The following is a 26,637-nucleotide window of genomic DNA, read 5'->3' on the forward strand; positions in this document are numbered from 1 at the left end:
CGGCGGCAGCACACATGGGCACTCAGGGGGACGCGCGGCCGATGGGCACTCTCATAGCGTGAAAACGCTCGCAGAATGCCTATCGAAGGAATCCACTCCATGACGCTGCTCACCCGCCTGAGCCTGGCCAACCGCGCCATCGTCGCGCTGCTCAGCCTGCTCATCGTCGCGATTGGCCTCTGGGCCACCGGTTCGATGAAACAGGAACTGCTGCCTGCCATCGAGCAGCCGGCCGCTGTCGTCGTGCTGGCCAAGCCGGGTGCATCGTCGGCGACGCTCGACCGCCAGGCGGTGGAGCCGCTCTCCCGGGCGCTGTCCTCCGTCCCCGGAGTCGACGAGGTGCGCTCGAACACCGGGAGCGGCACAGCCGAGCTCAGCGTGCTGTGGGGGTTCGGCGCCGACAGCACCAAGATCCTCGCCGACATCAAGGCAGCGACATCCGACACCCTCGCCGCGGCGCCGGACGGCATCGTCTCAACCGTCTTCGCGGGCAGCAGCAGCGACATCCCCGTGCTCGCCCTCGCCCTGACGAGCGACGCCGAGTCCGACGTCCTCGCCGCGCGCGTCGACAGCGTCCTGCTGCCGGTGCTCGGCAACGTGCCAGGTGTGCGCGACGTTGAGCTCGCCGGGCGGATGCAGCAGCGGGTGCTGGTCACGGCCGACCCGGCCGCGCTGGCGGCCCACTCCATCGATCAGGCCGTGATCGGCGCGCTGCTGCGCACCGCAGGCACCGTGGTGCCGGCCGGGACGAGCGTGGAGGGGGAACAGTCCCTCGCGATCGAGGTCGGGCAGGAGAACGCCACCCTCGCGGACATCGCTGCGCTCCCCATTCCGACCATGGACGGTCCGGTCGCGCTGTCTGCCGTCGCAGCGGTCGAACTCGTCCCCGTCGAGCAGACCTCCCTCTCCCGCGCCGACGGCCGGCCGTCGATCGGCCTGACGATCACGAAGCTGCCCGACGCCAACGCCGTTCAGGTCTCCCACGCGGTCGCGGATGCCGTCGCGGCCACGCTCCCCCAGCTCGGCGCCGGTGCCGCAATGCACACGATCTTCGATCAGTCGACGATGGTCGAGCAGTCCATCCACGATCTCTCGGTCGAGGGCGGGCTCGGACTCCTCTTCGCCGTGCTCGTCATCCTGATCTTCCTGCTCTCGCCGCGGGCAACGGTGATCACCGCGATCTCGATCCCGATGTCGCTGCTCATCGCCGTCATCGCGCTGCGCTTCGGCGGATTCACGCTCAACATCTTCACCCTGGCCGCCCTGACGGTCGCGGTCGGCCGGGTGGTCGATGACTCGATCGTCGTGATCGAGAACATCACCAGGCGCCGCGGTTCCGGTGGTCTCAGCGTCGAGGACGTGCGCGCCTCTGTCGCGCAGGTCGCCGGCGCTGTGACGGCGTCCACGCTCACCACCGTCGCGGTGTTCCTGCCCGTTGCCTTCGTCGGCGGCGTCGCCGGCGAGCTGTTCCGGCCGTTCGCCGTCACGGTCTCCGTCGCGTTGCTCGCCTCCCTCGTCGTGTCTCTGACGATCGTGCCCGTGCTCGCCTACTGGTTCATGCGCAAGCCATCGACATCCGCGCGCCGGGCCGAGTCTGCCGGCGACGCGCCGGGCGAGCAGACGGAATCCCCGGAGGCCGAGCGCACAACGGCCATGCAGCGCGCCTATCTGCCCGCGCTGGGCCTGGCGCTCCGCCGCCCGGTCACGATGGTGGTCGTCGCCGTTGTGGTCTTCGCCGGAACGCTGTTCGCGGCCGGATTCCTGAAGACCGACATGCTCGGCAGCTTCGCCGACGCGAGGGCCGTGCAACTGGAGCAAACGATGCCGATGAGTTCGACCCTGGCATCGGCGGATGCCGTCGCCGTCGTGCTCGAGGAGGCGGTCGCCGCCGTCGACGACGTCGAGTCGTACCAGACGACCGTCGGGGCCCACGGCGCGCCGGTGCGGCTCGATCTCGTGCTCACGAGCGACGCCGACCCGGATGCCGCGCTCGTCGGCATCCGCACGGCCGTTGACACGCTGCCCCGCAGCGAGGACATCACCGTCTCCACCCAGGCCACCCAGACGACGAGCTCGACGATCGACGTGATCGTGAAGGGCAGTGACGAGGCGGCGCTCGCCACGGCCACCGACGCCATCGCCGCCGAGCTCGACGCCCTCCCCGAGATCACCGAGGTGACGAGCAACCTCGCCGCGGAGCAGCCGGTGCTCTCGGTGTCCGTCGACCAGACCGCCGCAGCCGCGCAAGGCTTCAGCGTCGTCGAGGTCGGGGCGGCGATTGCCGCGGCCGTCGAAGGCGAACGGCTCGGTTCGGTGAGCGTCGACGGCGCGAGCCACGACCTCGTGCTCCGCTCGCGCACAACGGGCAGCGATCCGGCGGCGATCGCCGCCCTCCCGCTCCCCGTCACCGCGCTGCAGCAGCAACGCGCCCAGAAGAGCGCGGTTGATGCGCTGACCGCCGAGCAACAGCAGCTCGCCGACGACGCCAGGGCCGAGGCGAACCGCACTGCCGATGAGCAGGTCTCAGAGCTCGTGGAGGCGCGGGAGCAGTCCGGCCGGGATCTGGCCGCCATGCGGCAGCAGCTCGCCGCGCTGATCGCGAGCCCTCCCCCAGCAGACCCGAGCCCCGTGACGGGAGGCGTGCTCGGCGCGATCGAGCACCAGAAGCTCGTTGCGGAACTCGGCGCGGCCATCTCCGGGGCCGAAGCCGGGCTGAGCGCCATGGACGAGCAGATCGCCTCCGCCCGCGACGCGATTGCGGACGGTGCGGCGCAGCAGGCCGAGTCCGAGCGGCTCGCTCAGGCTCAGCGCGACATCGAGAACGTCAGGGCGAGTGCCGTCAGCGTCGGCGATGTCGCAACCATCGCCGTCGTCAACGCTCCGGCCACGATCACCCGCATCGACGGCGTGCGTGCCGTCACCGTCTCCGCCACGCCCAAGGGCGGCGACCTCGGGGCCGCTGCCTTCGCCGTCGACACCGCGATCGCCGCGCTCGAGCTGCCGGACGGGGTCAGCCTCGACCAGGGCGGCGCAGCAGAGGAACAGGGCGACTCGTTCGCCCAGCTCGGCCTGGCGATGCTCATCGCCATCGCCCTCGTCTACATCGTGCTGGTCGCCACCTTCCGCTCGCTCGTGCAGCCGCTGCTGCTGCTCGTCTCGGTTCCGCTCGCCGCCACCGGCGCGATCCTCGGCCTGCTCATCACGGGAACGCCGCTCGGCATCCCCGCGATGATCGGCATGCTGATGCTGATCGGCATCGTGGTGACGAACGCGATCGTGCTGATCGACCTCATCAACGAGTACCGCCGCCACGGCTCAGGCATCGACGAGGCGGTCACGCACGGGGCACGACTGCGCCTGCGGCCGATCATCATGACGGCGTGTGCGACGATCTTCGCGCTGCTGCCGATGGCCATCGGATTGACCGGAGGCGGAGCATTCATCTCGAAGTCGCTCGCGATCGTCGTGATCGGCGGCCTCGTGTCGTCGACACTGCTCACGCTCATCGTCGTTCCGGCACTGTACGTGCTGCACGAGCGCCGCACGGAGCGGCGGGCGGCGAAGCGGGCCGCTCGGGATGCCGAACCCGACTCCGGGCTCGAAGACAGCGGGCTCGACGACATCGGGCTCGACGACACCGAGCGGGATGCCGCGCTGACGACGCATGGGAGACTGGCACCGTGACCACGACCATGCCGCGCAGTCTCGGGGTGGCCGCCCGTTACGGGCAGCGCCACCCTCGGCTCGTCGACATCCTGGTCGCCGTCAGCTGGGTGCTGATGACGACGCCGACACTGCTGCTCACCGCGTCGACGCCTGCATTCGGCTGGGTCGCCGGCGTCGCCTTCGGCAGCGTGGTCATCCTCGTCGCGCTCTGCCTCGTGCTGTTCCGGCGGCGTCGCCCGCTGTTCGCCTTCTGGGTCACCTTCGTGATCACGTTGCCGCTCGCCCTCGTCAGCCCCGATCTGCTCAACCTGGCCGCGGCCTACTGTGTCTTCGCGGTCGCCGTGTACGACTCGGTGCGGAGAGCGTGGCTGGCGGCGTCGGCATCCGCCGCCGTGACCGTGCTGGTCAGTGTGACGTACCTGTTCGTCGACCCGCCGCTCTCCATTCCCGGCATGGGCACCTCCCGCATCGGCGATGTGATCGCGTACGCGGTCACCGGCCTGCTCGTGCTGCTGGTTGCGCTGCTCTGGGGGCAGAACTCGGGCAATCGTCGGCGCTACATCGCCGGCCTGCTCGAGCACGCCAGGCAGCTGGAGCGTGAACGCGATCAGGAGGCCCAGCTCGCCGCCCTCGCCGAGCGCTCTCGCATCGCCCGTGATGTGCACGACATCGTCTCGCACTCCCTCTCGGTGATCGTGCGGTTGGCCGACGGCGCCAGCGCGGTGTACGACACGGAACCGCAGCGGGCCAAGGAGGCGATCGGACAGCTCGGTGGCGTCGCCCGCTCCTCGCTCACCGAGATGCGTCGCGTGATCGGCGTCCTGGAATCGACGCCGAGCTCGGCCGCGCCGCAGTCCGGCACCGGATTCGACGACCTCCCCCGGCTCATCGAGGTCTACCGGGGCATCGGCCTGCCGGTCGAGCTGGAGCTCAGCGGAGACACCCCGCCGCAGTCCGGCGTGCAGGTGACCGTCTTCCGTGTCGTGCAGGAGGCGCTGACCAACGCGCTCCGCCACGCCTCGGCGCCGACGAGCGTGAGCGTCCTGGTCGAGACCGGCGACGACGTCGACGTCACCGTGCGGAACGACGGGGCGCCCCTGCAGCAGCCGGCTGGCGGCCACGTCGGCCGCGGCCTCGTCGGGATGCACGAGCGCGCCGCCCTGTACGGCGGATCGCTCGCGGCAGGCCCGGACGGAGAAGGACGATGGACAGTGCGACTGATTCTTCCGGGGGCTGGCCGATGAGCGGCATCCGGGTGTTGATCGCCGACGACCAGGCCCTCATTCGCACCGGGCTTGCGATGGTGCTGGGCGCGAGCGACGGCATCGACGTCGTCGCCGAGGCCTCAGACGGCATCGAGGCGGTGGCGCTCACCGCGGCGCTCAACCCCGACATCGTGCTGATGGACGTGCAGATGCCCCGGATGGACGGCATCGAGGCGACCCGCGAGATCACCGCACACAGCGGGGACAGCCGGGTGATCATCCTGACCACCTTCGACATCGACGCCTACGCGTTCGGCGGCCTCGAGGCTGGCGCGAGCGGCTTTCTGCTCAAGGACTCAACGAGCGATGACATCCTCGCGGCCGTGCGCGCCGTCGCGGCCGGCGATGCCGTGCTGGCGCCGCGGGTGACGTCCGAGCTGCTCCGGCGCTACGGCGACCTGAGACGGGTGCCGGATGCCGCGGCCGAGGCACGGCGGGAATCGGAACGACGCGCAGCGACCGAACGCCTGCAGGCGCTCACCGAGCGCGAACGCGAGGTGTTCGATGCCCTCGTGCTCGGGCTCTCGAACGCGGAGATCGCCCAGCAGCTCTGGCTCTCCGAGTCCACGGTGAAGACCCACGTCGGTCGCATTCTGCAGAAGCTCGGCATGCGCGACCGCGTGCAGGCCGTCGTCTTCGCCTTCCGCAGCGGTGTGATCTAGCCGGTCCGCCGTCGATTCGCCCCGCACAGGGGCGGTCACCGTGGGCTGCCCTGCGCCCGATCTCGGGCGCCCACCCTCGCCCGCGCGTCACAGGCGTGTCGGCATCCACCATCCATTCGCGACCCATCAACCCAATGACATCTACCCAATGACAAGGACAATCATGAAGAAGTTCCTCAGAATCACGCTCAGGACGCTCGGTGTGATCGTGGCGGTGATCGCACTGGCCCTGGCCACCACGGCGGTCGTGAACGTCACGGCAACGACCGCGGAGGCCGAGCGCATCGAGAGCTACGGCCAGCTGGTGCCGGTCGACGGCAAGAACATGAACGTGGTGATCAGCGGCGCCGGCGACGAGACGATCGTGCTCCTACCCGGTTTCGGCACCGCGGCGCCCGCCCTCGATTTCTCGCCGCTGATCACGGAGCTCGCCACCGACTACCGGGTCGTGGCCGTCGAACCGTTCGGATACGGCCTGAGCGATGGCACGGAGAAGGCACGGACCAGCGAGAACATCGCGAACGAGGTGCACGAGGCGCTGCAGGCCCTCGACATCGACCGCTACGTGCTGATGGGGCACTCGATCGCCGGCATCTACGGGCTCGAGTACACGGAGCACTTCCGCGACGAGGTCACCGCCTTCGTCGGCATCGACAGCAGCGTCCCCGATCAGCCGGGAATGGACAAGGAGCTCCCGCTGGCCGCGATGCAGACCGCGAAGACGCTCGGCCTCATGCGCGTGCTCTATGCGCTCAGCGACCCATACGCCGGCCTGGACTTCGACACGGAGACGGCGGAGCAGATGACGATGCTCTCGGCCCAGAACTCCCTCTCCACGACCTACGTGAACGAGCTGAAGCACATCGCGGAGAACTTCGCCGCGGCGAGTGCCCGCACGTTCCCGCACGACCTGCCCGTGCTGCTCTTCGCCCAGGCGGAGAACCCCGACTTCGCCACGTGGGCGGAGCTGCACGAGGAGCAGGCCGCCAGCGTCGAGCACGGCGAGGTAGTCTTCCTCGACGGCGACCACTACCTCCACCACACCCTCTCACCCGAGATCGCCGACGACACCGCACGGTTCCTGTCCGCACTGGGCAGCGCGCCAGCCGCCTAGCGTTCTAGACTCGGCAGCACATCGAGGAGGGCATGAGCGATGGCTGATTACGGCAGAGCGGTGGAGTTCGGCATCTTCCCGACACCGGATGCCGCCGCGCTGCCCGAGCTCTTCGCGATGGTTGCCGCCGCCGAACGCGGCGGCCTGGATCTCGTCGGTGTGCAGGATCATCCGTACCAGCGCCGCTTCGTCGACTCGTTCGTGCTCATGGGCTCGATCCTGGAGCGCACGACGCGCATCCGCGTCTTCCCGGACGTGGCCAACGTCCCACTGCGCACACCCGCCATGATCGCGAAGGCCGGCGCGAGCCTCGATCTGCTCTCCGGCGGTCGTTTCGAGCTCGGCCTCGGGGCCGGGGCGTTCTGGCCGGCCATCGCCGCGCTCGGCACGCCGGCCCGCGAGCCGGCCGAGGCCGCCCGGGCGCTGTGCGAGGCCGTCGACATCGTGCGGCTGCTGTGGTCGCCGGAACCCTCCGTCGGCTACTCCGGCCAGCACTACCGGCTCGCCGGGACCAAGCCGGGCCCGCAACCGGCACATGACATCGGCATCTGGCTCGGCGTCGGTGGCCCGCGCATGCTCGAATTCACCGGGCGCTCCGCTGACGGCTGGGTGCCGTCTGCGTCGTACTTCCCGCCGACGGCCCTGCCGGAGATGCACGCCAGAATCGACGCAGGGGCGCTGGCGGCCGGGCGGGACCCGGCCGCGATCAAACGGCTCTACAACATCGGAGGAGCCATCACCGATGGTTCCTCCGACGGGGACTTCCACTGGCCGGCAGACCGGTGGGTGGAGGAGCTGACCGCCCTCGTCGTCGACGTCGGCATGGACACCGTCATCTTCGCCCCGGCCAGGGACACCGTCAGGCAGGTCGAGCGTTTCGCCGCCGAGATCGTGCCGGGCGTGCGCGAGGCCGTCGGCCGGGAGCGAGCGGCCAGAGCGCGCGGGACGGCGAGCTCGTGACCGCCATCACCGCCGTGCTCGGCGACATCACGCAGCAGCGCGTCGACGCGATCGTCAATGCGGCGAACACCGCCATGCGCGGAGGCGGAGGCGTCGATGGGGCGATTCACCGCGCCGGCGGACCGGCGATCATGCAGGGGTGCATCGAACGGTTCCCCAATGGCCTGGCGACGGGCGATGCCGGCTGGACGAAGGCCGGCGATCTGCCGGCGCGCTGGGTGATCCACACCGTCGGGCCGAACTACACGGCCGGGCAGCGCGATCGTTCACTGCTGCAGAGCTGCTACAGCCGGGCACTGCGCATCGCCGACGAGCTCGGCGCCGCGAGCGTCGCCTTCCCGCTCATCAGCGCCGGCGTGTACGGCTGGCCGCGCGCGGACGCCATCGCCGTGGCCGTTGAGACGATCTCCACGGCGGACACCCAGGTCGCCGAGGTCCGCATCGTCGCATTCGGCCGCGACAGCCACGACGCCGTGCTGCGGCAGCTGGACAATTGGGGCGGGCAGGGGCGGGGGCGCGGCTAGTCCGCTGAAGGCCGCTGCCGCTGCCGTTTGGTCGCGGACCGCTGCTGCTTGGCGTCCAGCCGGCGGCGGTCGGATCCACGGGTGCGCTTCGTGGCTCGCCGGGTGGCGGCGTCCGGGGTGAGAGCGTCGGAGACGAGCAGCGCGAGCTTGCGTCTGGCGATCTCGCGGTTGCGCAGCTGCGAACGTTGCTCGGACGCCGTGACGGTGAGAACGCCGGCGACCAGGCGTCGCCCGAGGCGGTCAAGCAGGCGCTGACGTTGTTGCTCGGACAGCGCAGAGGAGCCGACGAGATCCCACGAGAGTTCGACGCGGCTGTCTGAGGTGTTGACGTGCTGGCCGCCCGGCCCGGACGAGCGCGAGAACCGCCACGCGAGCTCGGATGCCGGGATGCTGAGCGCGGGCGACACCTCCAGATCCATGACTCAAGAGTCGCACGAGTCGGCGCCGCAGGCATCCATGGCGTACAATGCTCGGGTGTGTCGTTCCCGGAACGGCACCATCTGAGGTGTATCTACCATTCGCTCTCCGGCGAAAACGGCGGCACGAACCGTCGCGCGGCTCGGCCGCACGGGAGGAGAGCAACCATGGCAGAACAGAGCGCAGAACTCGAGAGCACCGAACTCGAGAGCACCGAACAGGCGGACACGGAGCCGACCCGGCTGATCCACGCCGCAGGCATCTCGTACTTCCCGATCGCATTCGTCGCGCGTCTGCCGTTCGCGATGATGGTGGTCGGCGTGCTGACGCTCGTGGTGGCCGCGCGCGGCTCGATCTCGCTCGGTGGCATCACCTCGGCCGCTGTCGGCCTTGGGACGGCTCTCGTCGGGCCGCTGCTTGGCCTCGCCGTCGACCGTTTCGGTCAGCGCAGCGTCGTCCTCGTCGCCGCCATCGGCAACAGTCTGGCGCTCCTGGCGTTCGCGTGGGCGGCCTTCGCCCCCGTCCCCGACCTCGTACTGCTCGGCGTCGCCTTCCTCGTCGGTGCAACAGCACCTCAGGTCTCGCCGCTCTCGCGCAGCCGCCTGGTCGGCATCATCGCGACCCGGCTGCCCCGTGGCATCCGGGCGAAGACGATCAACGGCACGATGGCCTACGAATCGGCCGCCGATGAGGTGGTCTTCGTGTTCGGGCCCGTGATCGTCGGTCTGCTCGCGACGACGATGAACCCGGCGGCACCGATCATCGGCGCCGCGGTGCTGACCATGATCTTCGTGACGGCGTTCGCCTTCCACAAGAGCGCGCGCATCGCACCCGACAACGCCACCGATGCGGTCGCGCCGGCGCCGCTGCGCGCACTCCTGCGCCCACGGATGCTCGTCGTGCTGCTCGGCGTGCTCGGCATGGGGCTCTTCTTCGGCTCGATGCTCACCTCCCTCACCGCCTTCATGGGCGAGGTCGCGCGCGCGGAGGAGGCCGGGCTGCTCTACGGGGTGCTCGGCATCGGCTCCGCGATCCTCGCGCTCAGCGTTGCCGCCTTCTCGCCGCGCTTCTCGCTCCGCGCCCGCTGGCTCGTCTTCGCCGGAGCGCTGACCGCTGGCTCGGCCCTCGCGGCGACCGCCACAACCATCCCCGTCATGCTCATCGCCCTCGCACTCGCCGGCATCGGCGTCGGGCCCACCCTCGTGACGGCGTACGCGCTCGTTGCGGCGCGCACCCCGCACGGCCGTTCGGCCACGGCCATGACGATGGCCGGCTCGGCGATCATCGTCGGCCAGGCCATCTCCTCGGCCACCGTCGGTCTCATCGCCGAGAACTCCGGCGCACAGCTCGCGCAGCTCGCACCGCTCTGCGCCGCGCTCATCGTCCTCGCCGCCGGTGTGGCGAACTGGTTCATCACCTCGCGGGCGACGGATGCCGCGACCGCCGGCGTTCCGACAGCCGGTGTCCCGACGCCGGTCCGGCCGCAGCTCTCGCCCGTCGGCGAGCTCGGCTGAGCTCACGGCCCAGCCGGGCTCACACCGTCGCAGCCTCCCAGTTGGCCGGCATCGTGAGATCCGGCGGCAGCCGCGTCTCCCGGTCGCCCATGGCGGCGTTGAGTTGCGGCTGCGTGAGGTAGAGCGCCCGCGACAGATCGGCCCCGTCGAGGCGGGCATCGCGGAGGTCGGCGCCGAGCAGGTCCGCCCCGGCGAGGTCGCTCCCCCGCAGATCTGCGGCGATGAGATACGCGCCGCGGAGGTCCGCCCCGCACAGCTGACGCGCACGGAGCTTCACACCCATCAGCTGGGCTCCCGGGCACAGCGACGACTCCAGCCGGCCGTCGCCGGACGCCGAGTGGTAAGCCCGCACCTCGGCACTGACCTCAAGCAGCGCGGCTCGCACCCGGTCGTGGAGGTCCGCGACATCCATCGCCAGCAGATCCTGCACCTCGCCGGCGAGGGCCCCGTCAATGGCAGCGCGCAACCGGCCGGCCTGCGCGGCGAGGTCGGGGTCCAGCGTGCGGCGCTCGGCCTCGGCGAGGTGCCACAGCGCCTCGTGGAGTTGTCTCGACACCGCGAAGGCTGCGAACATCTCCTCCTTCGCCTCCGGCTGCTCGCGCCAGTTCCGCCCGGCGAAGAGCTGCTGCGAGACGTGCTGCCCGGCGCCGAAGCAGTCGAACACCGTGCAGCCGCGGAAGCCGCGCGGGCGCAGGCGGTCGTGGATCGTGCACGAGAAGTCCGCGGCAAGATTCAGGCACGGCGTGCCTGCAGCCTTGTCGACAGCGAAGTCGGTCGAGCGTGCGAAGCCGAAGGCGGTGCAGCAGAGGGCGAAACAGTTGCCGCAATCCGCGCGCAACGAGCGGCGGTCACGGGCGGGCGACGAGTCGCCTGGATGAGGTGATGCGGTGTTCATGATGTCTCCAGTGATGAGTTCGATGGTGGGTCGGCGACGGGGAACTCCAGGTGGAGTCCCCTGCGCGGGCGCACTGAATCACCGCTCCTCGACTGCGGAGCGAACTGGAATCGCTAAGGCGCTCTGGGTCACAGAGATGTATGAAGAATCACTGGCATCAGGCTAGCGCACGGCGGCCGCCAGATGGCGGGTCGCTGCACCGCATTCGGCAGCAAACGGCGGATGCCGCGCCGCGCCGTCATCGCGAGGCTGAGAACAGTCGTCACAATGAGGTGGCGCCGAACGAAGGAGTTCCCATGACCGACACGCTCACCAGCAGCCGTCCACCGTTCGATCCTGAGCTGGAGGCCGCGCTGTCGGCTCTGGCCGGCATGATCCCGCCAACGATCACACGGGAGATGATCGCGCCGATGCGGGAGGCGCCGATGCTGAGCGTCACGGAGGAGATCCTGCTCGAGGCGGGGATCGAGGCACGCGACGTGACCATCCCCGGCCACGAGGGCGACGAGATCGTCGTCACCGTGCTGCAGTCGATCGGGCGCACAGGGACCGGCCCCGGCATCTATCACACGCACGGCGGCGGCATGATCATCGGTGATCGCTGGACCGGCGCGGCCGCCCTTTTCGACTGGATCGTGCAGTACAACGCGGTCGCGGTCAGCGTCGAGTACCGCCTTGCGCCGGAGTTCCCCGACCCGTATCCGGTGGAGGACTGCTATGCCGGGCTCGTCTGGACGGCCGAGAATGCCGCGAGCCTCGGCATCGACCCCGACCGCCTGCTCATCGTCGGTGGCAGCGCCGGCGGCGGCCTGGCCGCTGGCGTCGCGCTGCTCGCACGCGACCGCAGCGGGCCGGCACTCTGCGGCCAGCTCCTGATGTACCCGATGATCGATGACCGTGACGAGACCGTCTCGACCGTGCAGATCGACGGCGTCGGCGTGTGGGACCGCGGCAGCAACGTCACCGGCTGGGACGCGCTGCTCGGCGACCGCCGCGGCACCGACGCCGTGTCGATCTACGCGGCCCCTGCGCGCGCCCGTGACCTCTCCGGACTGCCCCCTGCGTTCATCGACTGCGGCAGCGCCGAGGTCTTCCGCGACGAGGATGTGGCGTACGCGAGCACCATCTGGGCGTGCGGTGGGGAGGCGGAGCTGCACGTCTGGCCCGGCGGCTTCCACGCCTTCGAGGGCTTCGCCCCGCAGGCCGCTCTGTCGCGGGCGATGATCGCGGCGCGCAACGACTGGGTGCGCCGGATCCTCGGCTCCTGAGCGACAGGTCTTCGCGCCCAAACGCCTAGGATGGGCGCGAAGACGCATCGGAGTGGACATGCAGGAACTGTTGGGCAGGCTCACCTCGCTCGATCCGGACGCGAGCGCAAGCCTCAAGGTGATCGCCTATTTCGACGCGCTCGTCGCCGGCGACGTGCGGGTCGAGGCCCTCGTGCGCGCTGCCGCGCTGCTGAGCGGCACGGTGGCCGGGGTGGAATCGCCCCAACAGTGCCTGCGTGTGGCACCGGACGGAGGCCCGGCCGCGGATGCCGGCAGCTCAGCGGGGTGGCCGGGCGTGAACGTCTCGCCGGACGAACGCGTGTGGATCGAGCGCAGCGGGCACGCCCATGCGAACGACGCGATGGTGCTTGAACGCTTCGCGCTCGCCGTCGGGGTGTTGCGCACCAGGCGGCGCAGCGTCACCGATGACCCGGTGCAGCTCGTGATCGATGTCACACGTTCGGAGCAGGAGCGCGCGGCAGCGGCGACACGGCTGCGGCTCGGCAACGGCCAGCTGCGCGTGGTCGCAACACCGCCGGCCGTGCACCCAACGGGGCCGAGCACGCTCATCGCGACCGCTCACGGCGTCGTGCGGGCGACCATCGTCGCCGGCACGGACTCGATGGCCGACCACGCTCCGGCCGGAATCGGCGGGCCGGGCGACACGATGCGGCTGCCGGCATCGTGGTCTGATGCGCTGCTTGCGCTGCGCCTCACCGACGCTGACCACCCACGCGTCGACGCGGCGGTTCTGGGCGTGCTGCTGCCTGCGGTGCGCGCCATCGAGTCTGAGGCGAGCCGGCATCCGGATGTCGCCACTCTGTCGACTCTCGATGTGCGCTCGGCGCACACACTCGCTGTGTTGGTCGAAGCCGACAGCGTCCGGGCCGCCGCCGGCGCGCTGGGGATGCACCATTCCTCGCTGCAGGCGCGCCACGAGGCGCTCGGCCGGGAGCTCGGCTACGACCCGCGCAGCCCGCTCGGTCGCGCGCGCTACCAGCTCGCGGCGCTGCTGCTGCGACTCGACCGGCACTGAGCACCACGGCGGAGCACGTACCCTCTGATGGGGGCCGATTCTCTGCGCCCCGCGAAGGGGGCGCTGCGCATGCAGACGACGACGGGGCTCGAGCAGAGCCTGAACACCGATGCGCTGACGCGGCGGGTCAGGCGGCGCGATGTGAAGAGATTCTTCCGCGCCTTCTCCTCCGAGCACCCGGCGGTCGGCAGTCGCCTCGAACCCGCGCAGCGCTTCGCCTGGGGTGTCGTGGTCGTGATCATTGTCATCGGCCTGTTCGCGATGGCGTTCGGCGTGACTCGGGAGATCGCGCAGGGCGCCCCGGACATGGTCTCCCAGTTGATCGGGATGTGCGCCGTCGGCGGTCTGATGCTCGTCGCCGCCATCGTGATCGTCTGGGTCCTCGTTCGCGTGACGGTGCGCCGCGGCACCCCGAAGCGCCACTATCGGCTGGCGCACTTCGCGGCCGACAACGGCCTGAGCTACGAGCCGGGCCCCACCGAGGGAGACCACGTCACACCGTGGGCCGATCGGGGCCAGCTCACCCTCAGCCGCGTCATCCGCCCCTCCTCGGAGCGAGCGGTCGAATTCGCGAACTACCGGCTCAGGTACGGCCCGGCGGGAAGCCAGGACACCCAGTTCGGCGGCTACTGCGCGGTGCGGCTCGCGACGCCGCTTCCGCACATCGTCGTGCTCGCACAGGGCGGCGCACCTCGCGCGCTGACCGGGCTCGCCGTGCCTGCAAGCGCGCAGAGGCTCTCGCTCGAGGGTGACTTCGACGAACACTTCTCGCTCTACTGCCCAGAGGGCTACGAGCGTGACGCGCTCTACCTGTTCACGCCCGACGTGATGGCGCGCCTCATCGACGACGTCCACGGTTTCGACATCGAGATCATCGACGACTGGCTGTTCCTCGTCAACAACACCGAGGTCGTCACCCTCGATCCGGCTGATTGGGTCGGGCTGATGGATGCCGTGGCGGCTCTCGGGGCGAAACTCGAGCGCTGGGAACGCTGGCGCGACGACCGCATCGATCAGCCGGAGCGCGTGCCAGCGTCGTCGCCGCAGCAGAGCGCGCTCTGGCCGGCAGCGGCGGGCGCGGGCGTCGTCGCAAAACCCGGTCAGCGACTGCGTCGCGGAAAGCTCCGTGGCTTCCTCATCTGGTTCCTGCCGATGGCGGTCTTGCTCGCCGCGGGCATCATCTCCCAGGCGCTCCAGGCGCAGGGCGGCTGACCCGTCGTAGGCTGAACTCGACACGAATGCGACGGGGAGGCCTGCTGTGACCGACACGATGGTGACCGACACAATGCCAGACACGGTGGAGGAGCTGCTGGCAGAGTTGGCGGCTCTCGATGAGCCGCGCGCCCGCGAGGTGAACGCCAGGCACGGCGACGACTTCGGCGTGAACCTCGGCAAGCTGCGTGCGATCGCGAAGCGCCTGAAGACCCAGCAGGATCTCTCCCGCGAGCTGTGGCAGACAGAGGACACGGCCGCGCGCCTGCTCTCGCTGCTGATCTGCCGCCCCAAGGATTTCGAGCGCGACGAGCTCGACGCCATGCTGCGCGATGCCCGCACGCCCAAGGTGCAGGACTGGCTCGTCAACTACGTGGTGAAGAAACACCCGGATGCCGAGGCGCTCCGCCTCGCCTGGTTCACCGATCCGGACCCCATTGTGGCGAGCGCCGGTTGGGTGCTGACCACCGACCGCGTCGCCAAGACGCCGGAGGGGCTCGACCTTCCGGGGCTGCTCGACATCATCGAGGCCGAGATGAAGGACGCCCCCGCCCGCCTGCAGTGGGAGATGAACCACTGTCTGGCCCAGATCGGCATCTCGCACCCGGAGCTCCGCGCCCGCGCGCTCGACATCGGCGAACGGCTCGAGGTGCTGAAGGACTACCCGACTCCCCCGAACTGCACCTCGCCGTTCGCCCCGAGCTGGATCAACGAGATCGTCCGGCGCCAGAGTCTTTCCTGAACCGCGCCTCGCGTGAACAGCCAGGACTGCGGCCTGCAGACAGGGCGGGGATCCGCCGGCTACGCGGTGCCGAAGGGGTTGTCGATCACGTAACGCCAGCCGTGCTCCTCGTCGAAGCGCGCGACATCCGCCGTGGTGCCAGCGAGGGCGAGTTCGCTGCCGTCCGGCCCCGTGCCGGTGATCGTCCAGTCGGCGACCGCGAGGCCGGTGTCGCCGCTCTGGAAGACGGAACGCACGTTCATGCTGATCGGCAGCCGGAGCGCGAGGAACTGCTCGAGCGCCGCGCGCACGGTGGCCTCTCCGGTGACGGGCTGACCGGGGGCGGGCACGAACACGACGTCCGCGGTGTTCAACGCCATGAGCCCGTCGAGGTCCCGGGCATTGAAACGCTCCGCGAATGCCGCGTTCAGCTGGTTCAGTTCGGTGACGATGGAGGTCATTGTTGCTGTCCTTTCACAGGGGTGGAGCGAGGCTCCATTCGTGGGCCTCACAGAGAAAGACGCCTCCGCGACGAGAGTGTGACAACTCCGTCGAGATTCGTCCGGCGGGCGTTTCCCGGCGCGACTCGCGTTCACACAGTCCCTAGGCTGGAATACACAGACCGCTGCGGATCGGAGCACAGTACATGAGCACAACGAGTTCAACCCGAACTCCACCCTCGATGCGCGTCACGCCGCGCGTCTGGATCGGTTTCGCGATCTGGATCGGCTACACGGCCCTCGTCGTCGGCATCCAGTCGCTGTCCGGCATCTCCTACACGGCCTGGGGCGACAGCGCAGCGAATCTGTTCTTCGGTGCCGGCGTATCGCTCATCATCGCGACCGTTGCCCTCGCACTCACCACCAGCGCGCTCGGCTGGTGGAGGCCGGCCATGCGGGAGCGGCAGCGGAGCAGACACCGCTGGCCGATCATCGCCCCGGTGTTCTTCGCGCTCCTGGCCCTGGTCAATCTGCTCCTCACCGACTGGGGCTCCTACGATCTGCCGTTCCTCGGGGCGTCCCTCGTGCTGCTGCTCGTCGGTTTCACCGAGGAGCTCACCGCACGCGGCCTCCTGCTCACCGCACTGCGCAGTCGACTCCACGAAGGGTGGGTGTGGTTCCTCACCTCACTGTGTTTCGGGCTCTTCCACCTCGTGAACATCCTGTTGGGTCAGGATGCCTTCGTCACCGTCGAACAGGTGATCTTCGCGTTCCTGGTCGGCACCGCCTTCTACATCCTCCGACGCGTGACGGGCAGCCTGGTCTACGCCATGATCCTGCACGCCGTGTGGGATTTCTCGGTCTTCGCAGTGGCGTACGGACACCCGTCGGAGCTGGCGAACATCGTCACGGCCGTCGTGCCGCTTGCCGGCGTCATCGCGCTCATCGCTGTGCCGTTCGTCATCCGCGGGGCTGACGAGCGCCTGCCACGGCCCGTGCCGTCCGCTGGGGCCAGCGCCACGAGCTGAGACCGGCGCCGGCCGGTGATCCGGTCCCGCTCAGGCGCGTTCGTCGTGCGCGATGATGGCGAGCAGGCGCTCCGCCGCCGGTGAGGGCATCGCGCCGTCCCGCCACACGGCGGCGAGTGGCCGGATGACGCGCAGATCCGCGACCTTCACTCGCTCGAGTTGGCCGATGCGGAGCGCGTCGGCCACGGCCAGGATGCTGAGGACTGCTGGATCGTCTCCGGCGGCGACCGTGGCGCGCACGGAGGCGGTGGTGGGAAGCACCGCTGCCGGTTCGGTTGTGGTGAGCGCATCGGGGTGGGCGCGGAGCGCCTGGGTGAGGGCCTCGCGGGTGCCGGACCCCTGCTCGCGGACCACGAGCGGCGTCCTCGCGAGTTCGCCCGCCGTGATCCCCCGCCGGCGCCGGGTCCATGGATGACCGGGGCGGACGACGACGACCAGTTCATCCGAGGCGACGGTGCGCGTCACGAGATCGTCCGGTGGCCCGGGCACCTCGACGAAGCCGAGGTCGGCGCTCCCGTTTCGGACGCGCTCGGCGACGGCCGCGCTGTTGACGGCGGTGAGCTCCACTTCGACGGGTGCCTCGGCGCGCAGCCGGTGCAGCCACAGGGGCATGAGGTGCTCGGCGACCGTCAGGCTCGCGGCGATCCGAAGCGGGGCGGCGGCATCGCGCGCGAGGGAGCGGACGGCCTCGTCGAAGCGATCGGCCGCGTCCACGACGTCGAGCGCCCAGCCCGCGATCACCGTTCCGGCCTCGGTGAGCCGGGACCCCTGGGGTGAGCGGATGACGAGCGCGACGCCCAGCTGCGCCTCGAGGTTCCGCATCCGCGATGACACGGCCTGCTGGGTGGTTCCCAAGCGTCGCGCGGCCGCGGACAGGCTCCCGGCCTCCGCCACCGCGACGAGCATCCGCAGCGCAGCGTTCTCGATTCCCGGCATCCGTTCCCCACCTTCCGGCCACAAGCCTGACTTGTTTCGCCACAACAAGCATGCACTACCGGAGCCGTGTGCTCGCGGGGAGCCTTGATACATGTCCGTCACCGCGCCAGCTCCCACCCATGCACCATCCCGAATCGCCGAGCACCCGAAGCCGGCTCCGCGGCGCCTCCTGCGGGAGCTGGAGCGCCCGGGGCTGATGTTCGCCAACATCACGCCGAACTGGTTCGCCTCGGTGATGGGCACCGGAATCCTCGCGACCGCGGCGGCGAGCCTCCCCCTGCAGTTCTCCGGTTTGCACGTTGCCGCGACGATCGTGTGGGCACTGGCCAGCACGCTGCTGATCGGGCTCCTCACGGCCACCGTCATCCATTGGATCCTCTTCCGCGACACCGCGCGCGGGCACCACCTGAATCCGGTGATGGCCCATTTCTACGGCGCCCCGCCGATGGCCATGCTCACCGTCGGCGCCGGCACCCTGCTGCTGGGCACGGACATCATCGGAATCGATGCCGCACTCGCCATCGACGCGGTGCTGTGGTCGGTCGGAACGCTGCTCGGTCTTGCCAGCGCGATCACCGTGCCGTTCCTGTTGTTCACCCGCCATGCCGTCGATGACGACAGCGCGTTCGGTGGGTGGCTCATGCCCGTCGTTCCGCCGATGGTGTCCGCGGCAACGGGGAGCCTGCTGCTGCCTCACGTGCCGGACGGCCAGTTTCGGCTCACCATGATGCTCGCCTGCTACGCCATGTTCGGGATGAGCCTGATCGCCTCGCTCATCGTGATCACGCTGATCTGGGGCCGTCTCGCCCGGCACAAGCTCCCGGCGGCGGCGATGGTGCCGACGCTCTGGATCGTGCTCGGCCCGCTCGGCCAGGCGATCACCGCCGCCAACCTGCTCGGTGCCAATGCGCAGTTCGTCGTTGCGGCACCCTGGTCGACGGCGCTCGAATTGTTCGGCGTGGTGATCGGCATTCCGGTGCTCGGCTTCGCGCTGATGTGGGCGGCCCTGGCGATTGCGGCGACCGTGCGCACGGCCAGACGGAATCTGCCGTTCTCGCTCACCTGGTGGTCGTTCACCTTCCCCGTCGGCACCTGCGTGACGGGCGTCTCGGCGCTCGCCGTGAGCACGGGCGCGATCGCGCTGCTGGTCCTCGCCGTGGTGCTGTTCGCCGGGCTCGTCATCGCCTGGGTGATCGTCGCCGCGCGGACGTTCACCGGCAGCATCCTCCGCGGCACGCTGTTCCTGCGTCCCGGGACCTCAGCCAACCGCTAACGTGACCACATGCGATGGGGGCGAATCTACTTCGGGGCGCAGGCAGTCGCCAACAACGCTGGGAGGTGGCGTTGCCGTTCTCGCCGCTCGCGGCACCGGTCGGCGGTGTCATCCTGGTGGCGGCCAGCGCACTGGGGGTCTCCTCCGCCATCGTGATGTCGACGGCGGGGCGCGGGACCCCGCTGCCGACGGCGATGCCCACGCAACTGGTGATCGCCGGCCCCTACCGGTGGGTGCGCAACCCGATGGCGGTTTCCGGCATAGTGCAGGGCGTCGCGGTCGGACTCCTGCTGTCATCCTGGTTGGTGGTGGCCTACGCGATCGCCGGGTCCCTGCTCTGGAACTACGCCATCCGGCCACACGAGGAGCGCGACCTCGAGCAGCGATTCGGCGACGAGTTTCGTCGGTACCGCGACGCGGTGCGCTGCTGGGTGCCCCGGATGCCGGCGGCCAGACGTCCCCTACCGCGCTGACGGCTCAGCGGGCGGCCACGTCCCTGGCAGCGCGCGGACGCCGCAGTCCCATCATGTACGGCAGGCCGAGGCCCGCAGCCGCGAAGGTCCGCCCGAGTCGCCCCGACCAGTTCGGTGCGGGCAGCGGCGGCAGCGAGCCGTCGAGGTCGCCGACGTCGAGGTAGTACGCGCGCACCGTCCCGATCCCCTCGAGCTCGTCCGAGATCTGCTCGACCGGGCCGGGCAGCGCGGCCGTGCCGGTGTCGTACAGCTCCTCCGAGAGCAGCACGTACTCGGGGATCATCACCGAGTTCTTCAGCAGCCGATGCACCAGGATGACGTCGATCCCGACGAGCTTGTGCCTGTCGCGAATGGTCTGAGAGGCCACATCGCCGATGTGCGCCACGAACTTCAGCTTCAGGTTGCCCGCCTCCTTGCATCCGGCGCACGGGCAGAGGTTCGTCGCGACATTCTGCCGCTCCAGGTGGAAGGCCCGATGCATGGCGACCGCGATCTGCAGGATCCCCGTGACCGTGGTGTCTGCTTCACGCCCATCGGCCTGCCGCGAGAGGAAGGCCGCGTCACCCTCGATCTCGATGAGCTCGTATCCCGGCGCGGCGTCGATCATCTTGTCGAGCATCCGCGCGGTGTTCACCTCGGCGTGCGCGAGGCTCATCCGGTGGGAACTCATGTAGTCGGTGTACCCACCGATGTCCGCAATCAACAGGACAGCTCGCCCAGATTCCATGGCCCAAGGATGTCACCAGAGGAGCACGCACTCAACCGCTTGCGCTAACCGGGTGCCGCAGGCGGTTCTCCGCTCGGATCCTTCGGCTCATACCGGCTCAGCATGTCGTCGACGACGACGCTCGCCTGTCTGGCGCTCGGCGTGTAGCCGAGCACGACCGGGAGGAAACGGTCGGAGTCCAGGGACTGCAGGCGGAGCTCGCTCCTGGCCAAGACCGTGGCCGTTCGCCTGCTGCTGCGGAGCAGGGCGATCTCGCCGAAACCTTCACCAGGGCCGAGCGTCGCCACGTACTGCCCGTCACCGATCACCTCGGCCTCTCCGGATTCGATCAGGTAATAGCGATCACCCACGTCCCCCTGCCGAAACACCACGGCGCCCGCGGCCACCGTCACAGGCACCAGGCCGCGGGAGAGCTGCTCGACGGCCGGCAGCGGCAGAGTGGCGAACATGGGCACCCGTTGGAGCAGTGCCGCCTCCTCGTCCAGGACACCGACAGCGCGGTCGAGAGCGCGCAACCGCCGCCACGCGGCGGCGGCGAGCACCGGGCACAGCAGCCCGATCACCACCAGCGTGATCTGAATGCCGAGCCACCCCACCATCACGGAGGCAACGACGGCGCCGATGCCGATGAACACCGTGACCAGGCTCTCCAGCACCCCGAACACGCGTGCCAGCACCTCATCCGGCGCCTTCCTCCCGATCAGGGTGAAACCGGCGACGTCGATCAGTGCGTTGCCGACCCCGACGAACGCGAGCATCCCGAGAGCCGCCGACTGCTGCGGGACGAGGCCGACAAGCGTCAGTGGCAGCCCCCACAAGCCGACACCGACCGCGAACCACGCCCCCAACCGACCGGAGCCGACGAGCAGGGACGCCGCGAGCGAGCCGAGCACGGCTCCGACGCCGACGGCCGCCATCAGTGCGCCGACCCCGGGCTCTCCCGTGCCCAGCAGCTCGATCGCCACCACGACGGAGAGCACGGTGAGCGCGCCACGGGTGAGCGCCTGGGCGGCGGCCAGCCCGAGGATCAGGGTCAGATCACGATCGCGCGCGACCGCCCGAACGCCCTCAGCCGCCTCGCTGAGCAGCCGGGGGCGCGTCGGGGCGGCCGGGCGCGGGGCGGCTTCGTACCGGAGGCGCACGAGCAGGGCGGCGGCCCAGAAGGAGGCGGCCGCCGCGACCGCGAACACGACCGACACCCCGGTGAACTGCAGCAGAATCGCAGCGAGCAGCGGGCCGACGAGTGTCGCAGCCGAGTCGAGCAGACCGCGCACGACATTGGCGCTGGCGAGCTCGTAGCCGGAACGGCAGAGCGACGGCAGCAGCGCGGAGTGCGCCGGGCGGTAGAGCGTCGCTGCGATCGTCGACAGAATGGCGAGCACATAGATGAGCATCGGGGGGCCGGCCACCGCGGCGACCAGGGCCGCGCAGGCGGTTGCGATCCCCCGGATGCACGACACCAGGATGAGCACCCGTTCCCGTCGCCCCCGGTCGGCGATGGGAGACAGCAGAGGGGCAAGGATCGCGGACGGCACCATGCGCAGCAGCCCGACCAGACCGAGGGCGGCCGCGCCGCCATCCCGGTAGGCGACGATCCCGAGGGCGACCGTGAAGGCCCACTCCGCCGTCCAGGCGCCGAGGAAGCTGAGCTGGGCCCGCCGCAGGTTCGGGTTGCGCGCGTTGCTCGTGAAGGCGGCGACCGCCTGGCCGAGCCTGTTCCGGCGTCCGTCGCCTTCCATGAGGGGATTCTAGGTGGCGGATGCGACCGACGGACAGAGAGGCGTACTGTGGCGCCATGGGCAACACGGGTCCAGGGTCAACCACTGGATCGAGAGCAAAGGCCAGGACACACATGCAGATCCCCAGACCGACGGACGAGGTCAAGGAGTTCTTCCGTTCGGTCGTTCCCGAGGCGCCGGGCGTCGTGATCAAGCCGACGTTCGGCAATCTCGGCGCCTTCGTGAACGGCAACATGTTTGCAGGGCTGTTCGGGTCCTCGATCGGCGTCCGCCTCCCGGATGCGGCCGCGATGGCAGAGCTTCAGGCCGTTGAGGGCACGGGACCATACGGACCACCAGAGCGACCGATGGGCGGCTACATCGCGCTCCCCGAGGCGTGGGCATCGAGCCCGGAGCGTGTGACGGAGTGGATGCAGATCGCGCTGAGCCAGGTCGGCCGGCTCCCGCCCAAACAGCCCAAGCCACGGAAGAAGGAGTAGCGAGCAGCCATGTCGACATTCACCGGATGGCCAGAGGCGGCGGTGGCGTTCTACCGCGGCCTGGAAGCCGACAACTCGAAGGCCTACTGGACAGAGAACAAGCACGTCTACGAGGAGGCCGTGCTCGCACCGATGCAGGCACTGCTCGGCGAGCTCGGCGACGAATTCGGTGAAGGCAAGATCTTCCGGCCGAATCGCGACATCCGCTTCAGCGCAGACAAGTCACCGTACAAGACGGCGATTGGCGCGCTGCTCGACCGCGGCTACGTACAATTCTCCGCGGAAGGAATCGGCGTCGGCGCCGGCTGCCACACGATGGCGCCTGACCAGCTCGAGCGTTACCGGATCGCCGTCGCCGATGACGCGCGCGGCGAGGAGCTGCTGCGCGTGATCGCCGGGCTTGCGGATGCCGGCATCGGGATCGCCACGCACGACCACCTGAAGAGCGCACCCCGCGGCTACTCCAAGGAGCACCCGAGGGTCGAGCTGCTCCGCAACAAGGATCTGGCCGCGTGGAAGCAGTGGCCGGCGACCGAGCCGTGGGTGCACAGCGCGGCAGCCAAGGAGCACATCGTCGGGGCCCTGCGCGGCTCGCAGCCGCTGGTCGCATGGCTCGACGCGAACGTGGGCGAGTCGACCTTGGAGCGGCGGCGCTGAGCCCTGATCACCGGGCTGGGAATGAAGTGGGGGCGCAGGCAGTTCCCCGCTATCGTGCGATCTGTGAAGCGAGCGTCCGTGGGGCGAGAGACATGACACCCGACGATGGACGGCGTGCCACGCTGCAGCAGATGGTCGCAGCCGACCCGCAGCGTTTGCGGCGGCGCAGCCTGTCGCTCGGCGTGCCGTTCAGCGATGCCGACGACGTGGCGCAGAACGCGCTCCTGCGTGCGTGGCGGTCCATCGAGCAACTCGAGTCCCCCGAGCCGGGCCAGATGTGTTCGTGGCTGGATGTGATCGCCCGCAACGCCGCGTCCGACCTCGCTCGCCTCACCGTCAGACGTCCCGCCGACGAGCTGGATGGCGACATCCCCGATGTCTCGGATGTCGCCGACGAGACGGTGACGCGGCAGCTCCTCGACGGCGCACTGCGCGCCATCCACGCGCTCCCCGTGAGCCTTCGAGACCCGCTGTTGCTGAGCGTTGTCGACGGGCTCTCCGCGATCGAGATCGCGCAGAGGCTCGACACCACTCCGGCCGCCGTTCGGCAGCGCATCGCCCGCGCCCGCAAGTCACTGGCTGCGTGCAAAGAGTCGGGCATGTCTGAGCACGCCTGACGAGCCGGCCGGCAGGAGTGTCCGGCGCCCCTCAGCGGCCGCGGCCACCCGAGAACAGCGCGTGCACGAGCGGCAGGACGGACCCGAGCATCAGCACCGTTCCGAGCACCTCATCGTCGGCCCTGAGCACGGCACCGGCGATGAGGAGCGCACCGAAGAGCAGGGCGGAGACCAGACGCCGCGCGATCCGCTCCAGCCGGCCGACCCGCCGCTCCAGCTCGGGGCTCCGCACCGCGATCTCGCCGTCCTCGAGCCGGGTGACGACGGCATCAACACGCTTCGGCAGGCGCCAGGCGACCGCGGCAACGTCGAGCGCCTCGCGCGCGACGTCCTGCACCGCGTTGCCGCCCTCCTCGCGCAACAGCTGCGCCGCGTAGGGTTCGATGGAGTCCCAGACGTTGAACTCGGGGTCGAGCGCACTGCAGACGCCGGAGGTGAGCGACATCGCTCGGATGACGAGCAGAAAGTTCTCCGGCAGCTGGAACGGCAGCGAACGCAGCACCTCACCGAACTGCACGGCGAAGTCGCGGAACTCGCGCGGGTCCACCTCGCGCAGCTCGGCGAAACCCATGCCACCGAAGCGGGCGAACAGCTGTACCATCGCCCGTTCGAGCTCCTGGGTCTCGGCCGATGGCAGCAGCACGCCGATGTCGCGCATCGCGTCCACGAGTCCCTTGCCGTCGCGGGAGGCCGCGGCGATGAGCAGCTTGCGCAGGCCGCTGCGCGTGCTGGTGGAGATCTCGCCCATCATGCCGAAATCGATGAAGGTCAGCCTCCACGCCCGCCCCCCTGGCTTGGTGACCGGGGTGACGAAGATGTTGCCAGGATGGGGATCGGCGTGGAAGAAGCCCCGCGTGAACAGCTGGTCGAACATGACCGCGGCGAAGACCGGAGCCACCTCGGTCGGGTCGATACCCGCCGCGCGGAGAGCGTCGACATCCGTGATCTTGATCGCCGTCACGTCTTCGAGTGTGAGCACGCGCCGCGTCGTGCGCTCCCACACGACGGCGGGCACCGCCACCCGCTCATCACCGGCGACGTCCTCCGCGAACCGCTCGGCGCTGGCGGCCTCGTGGAGGTAGTCGATCTCCTCCATGCTCGTGTGCGCGAACTCCTCGACGAGGGCGGGCATGTCGACCCGGTCAGACACCAGACGCACCCGGCTGAGCCAGCCGCCCACTTTGCGCAGTGCCGCCAGGTCGACATCGACGATCTCGTCGATGCCAGGCCGCTGCACCTTGACCACGACAGCGTGCAGACCGGTGTCTGCCGCGTCGAGCGGGGCGAGGGTGGCCTGGTGCGCCTGACCCAGCGATGCCGCAGCGACCGCCGACTCGTCGACGGTGGCGAACGCCCGCTCGAGTGGCACGCCCAGCTCAGACTCGGCGAGAACTCGGATGGCCGCGAACGACACGGGCGGCACCTCGTCCTGCAACCCCGCGAGCTCTGTCGTGATCTCGGGCGGCAGCACGTCGAGCCGCGACGACATGAACTGACCGACCTTGATCATCAGCCCGCCGAGCTCAACGGCAAGCCGGTGGAAGCGCTGCGCGAACTGCAGCATCCGTTTCGACCGCGACCGGGCGGCGAGCCGGGCGAGTCCGATGCGCGGCAGGAACAGCTCAAACCACCACGTCACCGTGAGATGCCATGCGGCAAAACGCAGGATGCGGCGGTAACGGGCTCGGGTGTCACCGGCGCCGGGCACCGACGATCGCCCGTCGCTTCCACGACGCTCCTCGGGCGACGTCACCCTCGTCAGTCCTGGGCGAGGATCGAGTACAGCCGGCGACGCGCTTCGTCGAGCACGGTCGCGGCCCGCTGGACCTGCTCCGGCGTTCCCGTTCTGGCCACCTGCGCCGCCACCTGGGCGAGCTCGATGCCCGCCTTGGGCAGCGCGGTGAATGCGCTGCTCTCGCCCTGGCCGGCGGTCGACCACGGCGCCGATGCAGCCGCCCTGGCAGCCTCCTCGCGGCCGTCGTCGGTGAGGGCGTAGGTCTTGCGACCGTTCGATTCCTCCGCAGAGATGAGCCCCTCGTCGGCGAGCAGCTGCAGTGTCGGATAGACCGATCCGGCGCTGGGCTTCCAGCTTCCGCCGCTGCGCTCCTCGATTTCGCGGATGATCTGGTAGCCGTGCATCGGCTGTTCCGCGAGCAGTGCGAGCACGGCTGCGCGCACATCACCGCGGCTCACGCGGCTACCGGCGCGCTTCTCGAACCCGGAGCGCAACTGCTCCATCATCTGCCACATGCCCTCGGCATGATTGCCGGCGCCGAACCCGCCAGCCGGAAATGAACCACCCATGATGACCTCCTCCGAACGATACTCAACGATATATCGCGATAGCCGCGAACGATAGGGGCGTTCGCGAGAAATCCATCCTGCTCGGCACCCTAGAGCATGCCGGTCTCGCGGGCCAGCGTCACGGCCTTGGCGCGGCTCTCGACGTTGAGCTTGCTGAAGATGTGCACGAGGTGCGTCTTGACGGTGGCCTCGGTGACGACGAGTTCGCGGGCGATCTCGCGGTTCGAGGCCCCGGTGTCGAGCAGGCGCAGCACCTCCAGCTCGCGGTCGGTGAGCTTGGGACGGGGCTGGCGCATGCCGTCGACGACGCGCTGCGCCATCTCGGGGGCCAGCACCATGCCGCCCCGCGCCGCCTCCTTCAGCGACGAGACGATGGTCGCCGGCGAGACGTCCTTCAGCAGGTAGCCGGCCGCGCCAGCCTCGATGGCGCGCAAGATCTCGACGTCGCGGTCGAAGGTGGTGAGGATGATCACGGCCGGGGCCGGCTGCTGGGCGCGGAGCGCCGCCGTCGTCTCGACACCGTCGATGCCCCCGCCGAGCCGCAGATCGCAGAGCACGACATCCGGATGCAGGTGCTCGGCCAGCGCGATCGCCTCCTCACCCGAGGCGGCCTCCCCCACGACGAGAACGTCGTCGTTGCTGTCGAACAGTGCCCGCAGGCCGGTGCGCACGACCGGGTGGTCGTCCACCAGAAGCACGGTGATCGGCAT

At 69.8% G+C, this 26,637-nt stretch carries 25 protein-coding genes and 1 pseudogene; 17 read left to right on the top strand and 9 right to left on the bottom strand.

The window, feature by feature from the left end; all coding sequences use genetic code 11:
* Positions 1–75: 75 nt before the first annotated feature.
* The 6 genes from EV379_RS09465 (at position 76) to EV379_RS09490 (ending at position 8,191) form a co-directional block, all read left to right on the top strand.
* Positions 76–3,684: an efflux RND transporter permease subunit gene (locus tag EV379_RS09465; protein ID WP_130505920.1), complete on the top strand. Its 3,609-nt coding sequence runs from the start codon at positions 76–78 to the stop codon at positions 3,682–3,684.
* Positions 3,681–4,910, top strand: a complete 1,230-nt coding sequence (locus EV379_RS09470; RefSeq protein WP_130505921.1) for a sensor histidine kinase — start codon at positions 3,681–3,683, stop codon at positions 4,908–4,910. The genes EV379_RS09465 and EV379_RS09470 overlap by 4 nt, the downstream gene beginning before the upstream one ends.
* The gene (locus tag EV379_RS09475; RefSeq protein WP_130505922.1) at positions 4,907–5,593 is read left to right on the top strand and encodes a response regulator; all 687 of its coding nucleotides are present in this window, start codon (positions 4,907–4,909) and stop codon (positions 5,591–5,593) included. Before EV379_RS09470 ends, EV379_RS09475 begins: the two co-directional genes overlap by 4 nt.
* A gap of 163 nt (positions 5,594–5,756) precedes the next feature.
* On the top strand, positions 5,757–6,707 hold the full coding sequence (locus EV379_RS09480) for an alpha/beta fold hydrolase (RefSeq protein WP_130507387.1): 951 nt from the start codon (positions 5,757–5,759) through the stop codon (positions 6,705–6,707).
* Positions 6,708–6,746: 39 nt separating this feature from the next.
* Positions 6,747–7,667 carry an LLM class flavin-dependent oxidoreductase gene (locus EV379_RS09485; RefSeq protein WP_130505923.1) on the top strand — a complete coding sequence of 307 codons (921 nt, stop codon included), beginning with the start codon at positions 6,747–6,749 and terminating at the stop codon, positions 7,665–7,667.
* Positions 7,664–8,191, top strand: a complete 528-nt coding sequence (locus tag EV379_RS09490) for an O-acetyl-ADP-ribose deacetylase (RefSeq protein ID WP_130505924.1) — start codon at positions 7,664–7,666, stop codon at positions 8,189–8,191. The genes EV379_RS09485 and EV379_RS09490 overlap by 4 nt, the downstream gene beginning before the upstream one ends.
* Here EV379_RS09490 and arfB read toward each other — a convergent pair.
* Entirely contained in the window at positions 8,188–8,610 is a 423-nt protein-coding gene (gene arfB / locus EV379_RS09495) for an alternative ribosome rescue aminoacyl-tRNA hydrolase ArfB (protein WP_130505925.1), read from the bottom strand. The genes EV379_RS09490 and arfB overlap by 4 nt on opposite strands.
* 165 nt (positions 8,611–8,775) lie before the next feature.
* Between arfB and EV379_RS09500 the strand changes: the two genes are divergently transcribed.
* Positions 8,776–10,122 (top strand): MFS transporter, encoded by a 1,347-nt coding sequence (locus tag EV379_RS09500; RefSeq protein WP_130505926.1) that lies wholly within the window; start codon positions 8,776–8,778, stop codon positions 10,120–10,122.
* A gap of 19 nt (positions 10,123–10,141) precedes the next feature.
* Here the strand turns inward: EV379_RS09500 and EV379_RS09505 are convergent, their stop codons facing one another.
* Entirely contained in the window at positions 10,142–11,017 is an 876-nt protein-coding gene (locus tag EV379_RS09505) for a pentapeptide repeat-containing protein (RefSeq protein WP_130505927.1), read from the bottom strand.
* A 296-nt stretch (positions 11,018–11,313) separates the two neighbouring features.
* Between EV379_RS09505 and EV379_RS09510 the strand changes: the two genes are divergently transcribed.
* The 4 genes from EV379_RS09510 (at position 11,314) to EV379_RS09525 (ending at position 15,275) form a co-directional block, all read left to right on the top strand.
* Entirely contained in the window at positions 11,314–12,285 is a 972-nt protein-coding gene (locus EV379_RS09510) for an alpha/beta hydrolase (protein WP_130505928.1), read from the top strand.
* A 58-nt stretch (positions 12,286–12,343) separates the two neighbouring features.
* Positions 12,344–13,321: a hypothetical protein gene (locus EV379_RS09515; protein WP_242616306.1), complete on the top strand. Its 978-nt coding sequence runs from the start codon at positions 12,344–12,346 to the stop codon at positions 13,319–13,321.
* 69 nt (positions 13,322–13,390) lie between these two features.
* On the top strand, positions 13,391–14,533 hold the full coding sequence (locus EV379_RS09520) for a hypothetical protein (protein ID WP_130505930.1): 1,143 nt from the start codon (positions 13,391–13,393) through the stop codon (positions 14,531–14,533).
* Between the two features lie 58 nt (positions 14,534–14,591).
* Positions 14,592–15,275 (top strand): DNA alkylation repair protein, encoded by a 684-nt coding sequence (locus EV379_RS09525; protein ID WP_130507388.1) that lies wholly within the window; start codon positions 14,592–14,594, stop codon positions 15,273–15,275.
* A 59-nt stretch (positions 15,276–15,334) separates the two neighbouring features.
* Here EV379_RS09525 and EV379_RS09530 read toward each other — a convergent pair whose 3' ends face one another.
* Positions 15,335–15,715 (bottom strand): YybH family protein, encoded by a 381-nt coding sequence (locus EV379_RS09530; protein WP_130505931.1) that lies wholly within the window; start codon positions 15,713–15,715, stop codon positions 15,335–15,337.
* 185 nt (positions 15,716–15,900) lie between these two features.
* Between EV379_RS09530 and EV379_RS09535 the strand changes: the two genes are divergently transcribed.
* A complete protein-coding gene (locus EV379_RS09535; RefSeq protein ID WP_242616307.1) occupies positions 15,901–16,722 on the top strand; it encodes a CPBP family intramembrane glutamic endopeptidase in 822 nt (273 codons plus the stop codon).
* A gap of 30 nt (positions 16,723–16,752) precedes the next feature.
* Here the strand turns inward: EV379_RS09535 and EV379_RS09540 are convergent, their stop codons facing one another.
* The gene (locus EV379_RS09540) at positions 16,753–17,658 is read right to left on the bottom strand and encodes a LysR family transcriptional regulator (protein ID WP_130505932.1); all 906 of its coding nucleotides are present in this window, start codon (positions 17,656–17,658) and stop codon (positions 16,753–16,755) included.
* Between the two features lie 91 nt (positions 17,659–17,749).
* On the opposite strand from EV379_RS09540, the gene EV379_RS09545 reads away from it, so the two are divergent.
* Positions 17,750–18,931: a TDT family transporter gene (locus EV379_RS09545; protein WP_130505933.1), complete on the top strand. Its 1,182-nt coding sequence runs from the start codon at positions 17,750–17,752 to the stop codon at positions 18,929–18,931.
* Positions 18,932–18,981: 50 nt separating this feature from the next.
* A pseudogene (locus EV379_RS09550) lies at positions 18,982–19,404 on the top strand (methyltransferase family protein); the annotation flags it as partial.
* Positions 19,405–19,408: 4 nt separating this feature from the next.
* Here EV379_RS09550 and EV379_RS09555 read toward each other — a convergent pair.
* Positions 19,409–20,131, bottom strand: a complete 723-nt coding sequence (locus EV379_RS09555; RefSeq protein ID WP_130505935.1) for a DUF2652 domain-containing protein — start codon at positions 20,129–20,131, stop codon at positions 19,409–19,411.
* Positions 20,132–20,175: 44 nt separating this feature from the next.
* Positions 20,176–21,870: an MFS transporter gene (locus EV379_RS09560; protein WP_130505936.1), complete on the bottom strand. Its 1,695-nt coding sequence runs from the start codon at positions 21,868–21,870 to the stop codon at positions 20,176–20,178.
* A 113-nt stretch (positions 21,871–21,983) separates the two neighbouring features.
* On the opposite strand from EV379_RS09560, the gene EV379_RS09565 reads away from it, so the two are divergent.
* The 3 genes from EV379_RS09565 to EV379_RS09575 all read left to right on the top strand — a co-directional run bounded on the left by EV379_RS09565 (position 21,984) and on the right by EV379_RS09575 (position 23,623).
* Positions 21,984–22,349: a TfoX/Sxy family protein gene (locus EV379_RS09565; protein WP_130505937.1), complete on the top strand. Its 366-nt coding sequence runs from the start codon at positions 21,984–21,986 to the stop codon at positions 22,347–22,349.
* A 9-nt stretch (positions 22,350–22,358) separates the two neighbouring features.
* Positions 22,359–23,006: a DUF2461 domain-containing protein gene (locus EV379_RS09570; protein WP_130505938.1), complete on the top strand. Its 648-nt coding sequence runs from the start codon at positions 22,359–22,361 to the stop codon at positions 23,004–23,006.
* A gap of 92 nt (positions 23,007–23,098) precedes the next feature.
* A complete protein-coding gene (locus EV379_RS09575) occupies positions 23,099–23,623 on the top strand; it encodes an RNA polymerase sigma factor (protein ID WP_207226225.1) in 525 nt (174 codons plus the stop codon).
* A 31-nt stretch (positions 23,624–23,654) separates the two neighbouring features.
* Here the strand turns inward: EV379_RS09575 and EV379_RS09580 are convergent, their stop codons facing one another.
* The 3 genes from EV379_RS09580 to EV379_RS09590 all read right to left on the bottom strand — a co-directional run bounded on the left by EV379_RS09580 (position 23,655) and on the right by EV379_RS09590 (position 26,637).
* Complete coding sequence (locus EV379_RS09580; RefSeq protein WP_242616470.1) at positions 23,655–25,331, bottom strand: ABC1 kinase family protein; 1,677 nt, start codon at positions 25,329–25,331, stop codon at positions 23,655–23,657.
* A gap of 50 nt (positions 25,332–25,381) precedes the next feature.
* Positions 25,382–25,927 (bottom strand): PadR family transcriptional regulator, encoded by a 546-nt coding sequence (locus EV379_RS09585; protein WP_130505941.1) that lies wholly within the window; start codon positions 25,925–25,927, stop codon positions 25,382–25,384.
* A gap of 89 nt (positions 25,928–26,016) precedes the next feature.
* The gene (locus EV379_RS09590) at positions 26,017–26,637 is read right to left on the bottom strand and encodes a response regulator (RefSeq protein ID WP_130505942.1); all 621 of its coding nucleotides are present in this window, start codon (positions 26,635–26,637) and stop codon (positions 26,017–26,019) included.

It is taken from the genome of Microterricola gilva (assembly GCF_004217495.1).
Taxonomy (GTDB): Bacteria; Actinomycetota; Actinomycetes; order Actinomycetales; family Microbacteriaceae; genus Microterricola; species Microterricola gilva.

Excerpts from the sequence above, each read along its gene's own strand:
- EV379_RS09530 (WP_130505931.1), bottom strand. The coding sequence starts at position 15,715 with ATGACCTCCATCGTCACCGAACTGAACCAGCTGAACGCGGCATTCGCG.
- EV379_RS09565 (WP_130505937.1), top strand. The coding sequence starts at position 21,984 with ATGCAGATCCCCAGACCGACGGACGAGGTCAAGGAGTTCTTCCGTTCG.
- EV379_RS09540 (WP_130505932.1), bottom strand. The coding sequence starts at position 17,658 with ATGCCGGGAATCGAGAACGCTGCGCTGCGGATGCTCGTCGCGGTGGCG.
- EV379_RS09570 (WP_130505938.1), top strand. The coding sequence starts at position 22,359 with ATGTCGACATTCACCGGATGGCCAGAGGCGGCGGTGGCGTTCTACCGC.
- EV379_RS09545 (WP_130505933.1), top strand. The coding sequence starts at position 17,750 with ATGTCCGTCACCGCGCCAGCTCCCACCCATGCACCATCCCGAATCGCC.
- EV379_RS09575 (WP_207226225.1), top strand. The coding sequence starts at position 23,099 with ATGACACCCGACGATGGACGGCGTGCCACGCTGCAGCAGATGGTCGCA.
- EV379_RS09555 (WP_130505935.1), bottom strand. The coding sequence starts at position 20,131 with ATGGAATCTGGGCGAGCTGTCCTGTTGATTGCGGACATCGGTGGGTAC.
- arfB (WP_130505925.1), bottom strand. The coding sequence starts at position 8,610 with ATGGATCTGGAGGTGTCGCCCGCGCTCAGCATCCCGGCATCCGAGCTC.
- EV379_RS09465 (WP_130505920.1), top strand. The coding sequence starts at position 76 with ATGCCTATCGAAGGAATCCACTCCATGACGCTGCTCACCCGCCTGAGC.
- EV379_RS09475 (WP_130505922.1), top strand. The coding sequence starts at position 4,907 with ATGAGCGGCATCCGGGTGTTGATCGCCGACGACCAGGCCCTCATTCGC.
- EV379_RS09505 (WP_130505927.1), bottom strand. The coding sequence starts at position 11,017 with ATGAACACCGCATCACCTCATCCAGGCGACTCGTCGCCCGCCCGTGAC.
- EV379_RS09485 (WP_130505923.1), top strand. The coding sequence starts at position 6,747 with ATGGCTGATTACGGCAGAGCGGTGGAGTTCGGCATCTTCCCGACACCG.
- EV379_RS09590 (WP_130505942.1), bottom strand. The coding sequence starts at position 26,637 with ATGCCGATCACCGTGCTTCTGGTGGACGACCACCCGGTCGTGCGCACC.
- EV379_RS09525 (WP_130507388.1), top strand. The coding sequence starts at position 14,592 with ATGGTGACCGACACAATGCCAGACACGGTGGAGGAGCTGCTGGCAGAG.
- EV379_RS09515 (WP_242616306.1), top strand. The coding sequence starts at position 12,344 with ATGCAGGAACTGTTGGGCAGGCTCACCTCGCTCGATCCGGACGCGAGC.
- EV379_RS09520 (WP_130505930.1), top strand. The coding sequence starts at position 13,391 with ATGCAGACGACGACGGGGCTCGAGCAGAGCCTGAACACCGATGCGCTG.
- EV379_RS09480 (WP_130507387.1), top strand. The coding sequence starts at position 5,757 with ATGAAGAAGTTCCTCAGAATCACGCTCAGGACGCTCGGTGTGATCGTG.
- EV379_RS09510 (WP_130505928.1), top strand. The coding sequence starts at position 11,314 with ATGACCGACACGCTCACCAGCAGCCGTCCACCGTTCGATCCTGAGCTG.
- EV379_RS09585 (WP_130505941.1), bottom strand. The coding sequence starts at position 25,927 with ATGGGTGGTTCATTTCCGGCTGGCGGGTTCGGCGCCGGCAATCATGCC.
- EV379_RS09500 (WP_130505926.1), top strand. The coding sequence starts at position 8,776 with ATGGCAGAACAGAGCGCAGAACTCGAGAGCACCGAACTCGAGAGCACC.
- EV379_RS09535 (WP_242616307.1), top strand. The coding sequence starts at position 15,901 with ATGAGCACAACGAGTTCAACCCGAACTCCACCCTCGATGCGCGTCACG.
- EV379_RS09560 (WP_130505936.1), bottom strand. The coding sequence starts at position 21,870 with ATGGAAGGCGACGGACGCCGGAACAGGCTCGGCCAGGCGGTCGCCGCC.